Here is a 7,722-nt window from a genome sequence, read left to right as displayed (position 1 = left end):
CCCCTCGGACACCCGGGGGCCGGCCATAAGGCCCCCACCGCCGCGAAGATGCGGAACTCGCCCGATGCGGCACCCCCTCCTGGCCGACGACAGTGGACACACAGCGAACACAGGGCCCCGGCCGACCGGCCGGGCACCCCTCCGGTCCGCTGCCACGACCAGGAAGCCAGGGGCACACCATGTACGAGTACGAGCTCTACCGCTCCACCTCCGCCGAGCTGATCCGCCGGGCCGACGCCGAGCGCGAGCTCGGCCGGGCCCGCCTCGTCCGCCGGGCCGCCCGCCGCTCCGGACGCGGTGATCCCGAAGGGAAGGTGGTGGAGGGCGACCGCACCCGCTTCGCCCCGGCCGCCTGACGGTGTCCGGGACCGGGAGCACCTCCGCAGCGGTCGCCGGTCCCGCCGCCGCCCCCTCCGGACCGGGCGCGGCGGGCCCGGACCGCGCCGAGAGCATGATCACCGTCCGCGAAAAGCCTCCCGCCGCCTCGTACGCGTATGCGATGCTCGGCGACGTGGAGACCAGGTCAGTCAGCCCCGTGTTCATCGGGCGCGCCAAGGAGTTCGCCGCGCTCACCGAGGCGCTCGCGCGGGCCTCGTCCGGCGATCCGCAGGCACTGCTGATCGGCGGCGAGGCCGGCGTCGGCAAGACCCGCCTGGTCGAGCAGTTCGTCGCGGCGGCCGAACGGCGCGACGCCGTCGTCGCCGTCGGATCCTGCGTCGAGATCGGGGCCGACGGACTGCCGTTCGCCCCCTTCCCCACCGCCCTGCGTGCCCTGCGCCGGGCCCTGCCCGACGAGATGGCCGCCGCCTGCGCCGGCCAGGAGGGCGAGCTGGCCCGGCTCCTGCCCGAACTGGGCGAGGCCCACCGGGACGCCATCGACGAGCACAGCATCGCCCGCCTCTTCGAACTCACGGTGCGGCTGCTGGAGCGGATCTCCGCCGAACGCGTGGTCGTCCTCGTCCTGGAGGACCTGCACTGGGCCGACGCCTCCACCCGGCACCTGCTCGCCTACCTCTTCCGCACCCTCGGCAGCGGCCGCCTCATGGTCGTCGGCACCTACCGCGCCGACGACATCCACCGCCGCCACCCCCTGCGCCCGCTCCTCGCCGAGCTGGACCGGCTGCGCACCGTCACCCGCGTCGAACTCGACCGGTTCAGCCACGACGAGGTCGGCCGCCAGCTCGCCGGCATCCTCGCCGAGACCCCCGCGGCCGCACTCGTCGACGAGATCTTCGACCGCTCCGACGGCAACGCCTTCTTCGTCGAGGAGCTGGCCCGCTCCCTGGAGTGCTGCGGCGACAGCTCCGGCCTGACCGAATCGCTCCGCGACCTCCTGCTCGTCCGCGTGGAGGCGCTCCCCGAGCACGCCCAGCGGATCGCCAGGCTGGTCGCCGAGGGCGGCTCCTTCGTCGAACACGAACTGCTGGCCACCGTCGCCGGACTCGCCGAGGTCGACCTCGACGAGGCCCTGCGCGCCGCCGTCGGCGCCAACCTGCTGCGACCCGCGCCCGACAACGACGGCTACCGCTTCCGGCACTCCCTGGTCCGCGAGGCCGTCAGCGACGACCTGCTGCCCGGTGAACGCACCCGCGTCAACCGCCGGTACGCCGAAGCCCTGGAGGCCGACCCCTCCCTCGTCCGGGACGACGAACGCGCCACCCGCCTCGCCAGCTACTGGTACGCCGCCCACGACGCCGCAAAGGCGCTGCCGGCCGTGCTCCGGGCCGCCGTCGAGGCCCGCCGCCGTTACGCCTACTCCGAGCAACTGAGGCTGCTGGAGCGGGCGATGGAGCTCTGGGACGACGTCCCCGACGCGGTGCTCGCCACCCTGCGCCCCTTCGACTACGCGGAGGTCTACCCGGCCTCCGGCCGCGACCCGGAGAACACCCCGCTGCGCTACCTGGACGTGATGGCCGAGGCCACCGTCGCCGCCCACTTCGGCGGCGACCGCAAACGCGCCCTGGCCATCTCCAAGAAGGCGATGCGGGTCCTGGCGTCCGAGGCCGACCCGCTGCGCGAGGCCTGGTTCTGGGTACAGCGCAGCCGGCTGATGCAGGGGCTCGACAAGGGGGACGGCTGGGAGGAGCTGGCCACCGCGCAGGAACTGGTGCGCGGGCTGCCGCCGTCCCCGGTGCAGGCCGACGTGCTGACCAACGTGGCCAGTTGGCGGGCGCTGCACCAGCCGGGCCCGCAGGCGCTCGCCGACAGCGACCGCGCGGTGGCGTACGCCCGGCTCGTCGGCGACGAGTACATCGAGCTGCACGCCCGCCTCACCCGGGGCTGGCTCACCGCGGACGCGGGCGGCGTCGAGGACGGCCTCGCCGAGATGTACGCGGTCCGCGACCGTGCCGAGAAGCTGCACCTGATGAACCTGCTGGGCCGGGTCAGCGTCAACCTGCCCTCCTCGCTCGAAGCGATGGGCCGCTCGCTGGAGGCCGTCGCCGCCGCCGACCACGGCATCGAGATCTGCCACAGCCACGGCCTGGCCGACTCCGGGGCCTGGGTGTACGCCAACCAGGCGCAGTCCCTGTTCTCCCTCGGGCACTGGACCCAGAGCGAGGCCGCCGCCGCGTCCGCCGCCCGGCTGGCGCTGGGCCCCAGGGCGAAGGGCCTCGCCACCCTCCGCCGCACCGAACTGGCGGCCGCCCGAGGAGACTTCGCCGAGGCCGAGGAGCTGCTCGCCCTGACCCGCAAGCACTTCGGCCAGCACGATCCGCAGCCCCAGCACCTGATCACCCCCGTCCGGCACACCATGCTCCTGGCCGCCGCCCAGGGCAGGCTTCCCGAGGCGCGGGCGGCGTTCGAGGAGCTGGCCCGGCACGGCTTCCCGCCCGGCACCCAGCGCTACGCCCTGCCGCTCCTCCAGACCGCCGCCATGATCGAGGCGGACGCCCGCGGGCTGCCCGCCGCCGAACCGGACCGCCCGGAGCTGCTCGCGCTGATCCGCCGGTGCGCGAAGAACCTCCCGATGCTCGTCCCGGTGTGGGCGGCCCACGGCGTCTTCATCGACGCGGAGCTGGCCCGCGCGGACGGCACGGACACCCCCGGACACTGGGCGCGCGCCGCCGATGCCTTCGGTCCGCTGAGCCGCCCCTACGAACTGGCCCAGATCCACCGCCGGTGGGCCGAGTCCCTGCTCATCGCCCCCGGCGACCGGTCCACCGCCACGGCCCTGCTGCACCGTGCCCAGGAGGCCGCGCACCGGCTCGGCGCCCGCCCGCTCGCCGAGGCCGTCGAACAGCTGGCGGCCCGCGCCCGCATCACCCTGGACGGCTCCGGCACGGCCCCCGGCCCCGACGCCGGGATCCACCCGGCCGTCCTCACCGCCGTACCCGCCGGAGAGAGCCCCGAGCACGCGGCGGCCGACGGACAGGACCCCGCCATCGCCGCCGTGGCGTCCTTCGGGCTGACCCCGCGTGAGCAGGACGTGCACCGGCTGGTCGCGGCCGGGCACACCAACCGCAGGATCGCCGAGGAGCTGTTCATCTCGCCGAAGACCGCGAGCGTGCACGTCTCCAACATCCTGGCCAAGCTCGGCGTCTCCAGCCGCGGCGAGGCGGCCGCCCTCGCCCACCGCCTCCGCCTCTACCCGGCCGCGTAAGCCCTGCGCCTCCGGCTCTACCCGGCCGCGTAGTCCCTAAGCCCCGGGCTCCGGGTCCGCGCGCCGCTCGGGCCCGCTCACCGGCTTCCCGGGTCTCGGCCGGTCCAGGACGGCGTCCTGCTCGGGCGCGTCCGGAAGCACGCGGCCGTTCCGCGACCCGGCGGCACCGTCCGGGGCCATGCCGGGAGCGGGTTCCGGGGCCGGAGCACGGACGGTCACCTTGCCCGAGGTCAGGTCTATCGGCCCCCGGTCCGGATCGCCGATGCCGAGGTCCACCCGGCTCAGCTCCAGCCGCTTCTGCTCGTCGGAGACGTGCTTGCGCCCCGGGGCGAAGAGTTCCTCGAAGAAATTGAACACCGGCCGTGCTCCCTCCGACATGCCGCGCGGGCGAACGGCTAGCCCACTTCCACCTGGAGGATCCGGTCGTCCCCGGGCTTCTGCGTACCCCGTCCGTCCGTGTTGCTGGTGACCAGCCACAGGCGGTCGCTCCCCGCACTCACCACAGTGCGCAGGCGGCCGTGCTTCTCGTCCAGGAACGACTGGGGGTCGGCATAAGGTTCCTCCGCCTTCTCGCCGGACAGCGGAATGCGCCAGAGCCGCTCGCCGCGCAGCCCGGCCATCCAGATCGAGCCCTCCGCGTACGCGATCCCGCTGGGGGAGGCCTCGGAGGTCTTCCACTGCGCCACCGGGTCGATGAACCCGTCCTCGCCCTCCCGGCCCTCGACCTCGGACCAGCCGTAGTTCCCGCCGGGCTCGATCAGATTCAGCTCGTCCCAGGTGTTCTGGCCGAACTCGGCGGCCCACAGCCGCTTCTCCTTGTCCCAGGCGAGCCCCTGCACATTGCGGTGCCCGTACGAATACACCACCGAGTCCGCCTCCGGATTGCCGTGCACCGGCTCCCCGTCGGGGGTCATCCGCAGGATCTTCCCCGCCAGCGACTCCTTGTCCTGGGCCAGCCCGGTGTCCCCGGTCTCTCCGGTGCCCGCGTACAGCATCTTGTCCGGGCCGAAGGCGATCCGGCCCCCGTTGTGGATGCGGCCCTTGGGGATGCCCCGCAGGATGGTGTCCGGCGCCCCCAGCTGCTGTCCCGCCGGGCGCTTCTCGTCGTAACTCATGCGGACGATCCGGTTGTCGGACGTGGTGGTGAAGAAGGCGTACACCAACTGGTCCGCGCCGAACGTGGAGGAGACGGCGAGCCCGAGCAGGCCGCCCTCGCCCGCCGGGGACACCCCGGGCACCGAGCCCAGCAGCGTCTGCTTCCCGCTCTCGCCGTCGATCCGGTGGACCGTGCCCTCGTCGCGCGAGGACACCAGCAGGTCACCGCCCGGCAGCGCGGCCAGGCCCCAGGGCGACTTCAGGCCCTCGGTCAGCGTCGAGACCACCTTCGCCGAGCCTTTCGCCGGCGGCAGATCGGCCGAGCGGCTCGGGGAGGCCGGGGGAGCGGAGTCCCCCGAGGCACTCGGGGAACCGGCGGGCTGCCCGGACGAACCCCCGTCCCCGTCGCCGGAACACCCCGCGGTCAGCAGCAGCGCGGCCGACGCCAGCACGGCCACCACCCCCCTGCGCATCGCCGGGGACTGCACAGGTCCGAACAGAGCACCACGCACGGAACCGATCCTTTCGACGGTTGCCCGACTACCTGCTCCTACACCTTGTTCCTACACCTCGGCCGGCCCAGGAGTTCCCGATGCGCCCATTCTCCCGCCGCTCGGCCGGCCGCGCTCAACCGCGAGAGGCCCGCTCCCGCTCCCGCGACACTCAGTCCGGCGATACTCGGTCCCGCGACACTCAGTCCCACGACTCGCGGGCGGCGGGCAGGCCGTCGATCTCCGCCAGGTCCCGGTCGTCCAGGACCACCCGCGCCGCCCCGGCGTTCTCCACCGCCCACTGCTCCCGCTTCGCCCCCGGCACCGGCACCACATGCGGCCCCTGGCGCAGCACCCACGCCAGCGCCACCTGGGCCACGGTCGCCCCGCGCCGCTCCGCGATCCGCCGCAGACCGGCCACCACCGGCTGGTTCGCCGCCATCACCTCCGCCGTGAACCGCGGATGCCTGGCCCGCAGGTCCTCCGGCTCGAACCCCTGGCCCGGCTTCAGGGTCCCGGTCAGATAGCCGCTGCCCAGCGGCATCGCGGCCAGCAGCCCGACCCCGCGCGCCACACACCACGGCAGCAGCTCCGCCAGCGCCTCGCGCGACCACACCGACAGCTCCGCCTCGACGGCGCTCACCGGGAAGACCTGCTGGATCCGCTCCAACTGCCGGATCGTTCCCTCATGCGGTCCCGCACCCGACCGGCGCGGGGCCCGCGCCCCCACCGCGCACAGCCCGAGCGAGCGCACCTTGCCCGCGGTCACCAGCTCCGCCATCGCACCCCAGGTCTCCTCCACCGGCACCTCGGGGTCGGCCCGGTGCAGCTGGTACAGGTCGATCACATCGGTCTGGAGCCGCCGCAGCGAGGCGTCGCAGGCCCGCCGGACATACCCCGGCCGGCCGTTGGCGACGATGTGCTGATCGCCCACCAGCAGCCCGCACTTGGTGGAGACGAACGCCTCCCGACGGCGCCCCTTCAGCGCCCGTCCCACCAGCAGCTCGTTGGTGAACGGGCCGTACATGTCCGCGGTGTCGAGCAGCCGGACGCCCGCGTCCAGCGCCGCGTGCACCGTCCGCACCGAACGGTCCCCGAGCTGCTGCGACGCGCTGTAACCCCAGCTCATCGGCATACAGCCGAGACCGACCGCACCCACGGCAAGCCCCGCCGCCCCGATAGTCCTGCTCTCCAACTCCCCGAACCCTTTCCTGGACGAGCCGTTCCGCCCTCCCGTCCGCCGCGGTCCACGGGCGGATCTTCCGGAGACGGCGCGAGAGCGCGGTCCCCGACCCGGACGGTCACGCCCGCCCGATCCACGACGCAGGTCCCTGTCGGGGGAGTTCGGTGAGTGATTGACGGAAGCGTTTGGGCGATGTGACGATACGCCGATGCCCGGCCTACACGCACGGATGGCTGCTCGCGGTGGTGACTTCACCGCTGTCGTGGTCGCTCGCTGCGCGGCGGAGGTCCCCTTCTACGGGGAGTTGCCGCGCCGCACGCTGGAGGGCGAGGTCACCCGGTCGATCACCGCCGTGCACGAACTGCTGCTGCGCGCCCTGCGCCAGGACGGCGTGATGGGCCCGGGCGACCTGACCCGGCTCATCGAGTGGTCGGCGCGCCGGGCCGAGGAGCGCGTGCCCCTGGAGGCGGTGATCGCCGCCTACCTCGTCGGCGCCGAGGTGTGGTGGCAGGTGCTGTCCGAGACGGCGGAGCCCGAGGAGCTGACCGGCGCCGGAGCCAAGCTGCTGGCCTGCCTGCACGCGGCGATGCCCGCCGTCGTGCTCGCTCACCGCAACGCCCAGGAGGACATCCGCAGCGAGGACAAGCGGGTACGCCGCGCGCTGCTGACCGCGCTCCTGGCCGGTCGGCCGTACGAGGAGCTGGCGGAGGCGGCGGGGATCTCGGTGGCCGGCCCCCACGAGGTGGTCGCCCTGGCCTTCGAGCCGAATCCGCCGTCCCGGCTGGTGCAGTCGTCGCTGGAGGCCCACGCGGGCGTCCCGGTGCTGATGGACCATGTCGCCGGGATCGCCCTGCTGCCGGGCGGCTGCGACCTGTCCGGCCTGCATGACGCGCTCGGGAAGGACATCGGGCACAGGGTGTTCGCCGCCGCGGCCCCGGCCGCCGGACCGGCCGCCGTTCCCGCGGCGGCCCAGGAGGCGGGCCGCGTGCGCGAACTCGTCCAGCGACTGGGCCGCCCGCCCGGGCCGTACCGGCTCGACGACGTACTCCTGGAGTACCAGCTCGCCCGCCCGGGTGCCGCACTGCCGCGCCTGGCGGCCAAGCTCGACCCGCTGGAGCAGCATCCGTACCTGCTGGAGACTCTGCGGGTGTTCGTCGACCACGGACACAACCGCAGCCGGAGCGCCTCGGAGCTGTGCGTCCACCGCAACACGCTGGACTACCGGTTGCACCGGGTGACCACGCTGACCGGGCTGGACCCGGCCGTGCCCGCCGACGCGCGGCTGCTGCAGGCGGCGCTCGTGGCCAGGGACCTCGCCTGACCCCGGCCGCAGCCTCGCGGGGTCGGGGGAA

6 protein-coding genes are annotated in these 7,722 nt (G+C 74.1%); 3 read left to right on the top strand and 3 right to left on the bottom strand.

The genetic code is table 11. The features are described 5' to 3' along the window. The first annotated feature begins 179 nt into the window (after positions 1–179). Both HET64_RS12460 and HET64_RS12455 read left to right on the top strand, forming a co-directional pair. Positions 180–356, top strand: a complete 177-nt coding sequence (locus tag HET64_RS12460) for a hypothetical protein (RefSeq protein WP_215104823.1) — start codon at positions 180–182, stop codon at positions 354–356. A 95-nt stretch (positions 357–451) separates the two neighbouring features. Beyond that, the gene (locus HET64_RS12455) at positions 452–3,601 is read left to right on the top strand and encodes a helix-turn-helix transcriptional regulator (protein WP_215104831.1); all 3,150 of its coding nucleotides are present in this window, start codon (positions 452–454) and stop codon (positions 3,599–3,601) included. 36 nt (positions 3,602–3,637) lie between these two features. Here HET64_RS12455 and HET64_RS12450 read toward each other — a convergent pair whose 3' ends face one another. From HET64_RS12450 to HET64_RS12440, 3 genes are all read right to left on the bottom strand, one after another. Beyond that, positions 3,638–3,958, bottom strand: a complete 321-nt coding sequence (locus HET64_RS12450; protein ID WP_215104821.1) for a DUF6191 domain-containing protein — start codon at positions 3,956–3,958, stop codon at positions 3,638–3,640. 38 nt (positions 3,959–3,996) lie between these two features. Beyond that, on the bottom strand, positions 3,997–5,208 hold the full coding sequence (locus HET64_RS12445; protein ID WP_308370006.1) for a PQQ-dependent sugar dehydrogenase: 1,212 nt from the start codon (positions 5,206–5,208) through the stop codon (positions 3,997–3,999). A gap of 181 nt (positions 5,209–5,389) precedes the next feature. Beyond that, on the bottom strand, positions 5,390–6,346 hold the full coding sequence (locus tag HET64_RS12440; protein ID WP_215104827.1) for an aldo/keto reductase: 957 nt from the start codon (positions 6,344–6,346) through the stop codon (positions 5,390–5,392). Positions 6,347–6,578: 232 nt separating this feature from the next. Between HET64_RS12440 and HET64_RS12435 the strand changes: the two genes are divergently transcribed. Continuing rightward, entirely contained in the window at positions 6,579–7,691 is a 1,113-nt protein-coding gene (locus HET64_RS12435) for a CdaR family transcriptional regulator (protein ID WP_215104819.1), read from the top strand. The last annotated feature ends 31 nt before the right edge of the window (positions 7,692–7,722 follow it).

The sequence above is a fragment of the Streptomyces sp. McG3 genome (genome assembly GCF_018619185.1).
Taxonomy (GTDB): Bacteria; Actinomycetota; Actinomycetes; order Streptomycetales; family Streptomycetaceae; genus Streptomyces.
The sequence above is the reverse complement of the archived record's forward strand: the minus strand, read 5'-3'. Positions and strand labels throughout refer to the sequence as shown.

Excerpts from the sequence above, each read along its gene's own strand:
- HET64_RS12455 (WP_215104831.1), top strand. The coding sequence starts at position 452 with ATGATCACCGTCCGCGAAAAGCCTCCCGCCGCCTCGTACGCGTATGCG.
- HET64_RS12435 (WP_215104819.1), top strand. The coding sequence starts at position 6,579 with ATGCCCGGCCTACACGCACGGATGGCTGCTCGCGGTGGTGACTTCACC.
- HET64_RS12460 (WP_215104823.1), top strand. The coding sequence starts at position 180 with ATGTACGAGTACGAGCTCTACCGCTCCACCTCCGCCGAGCTGATCCGC.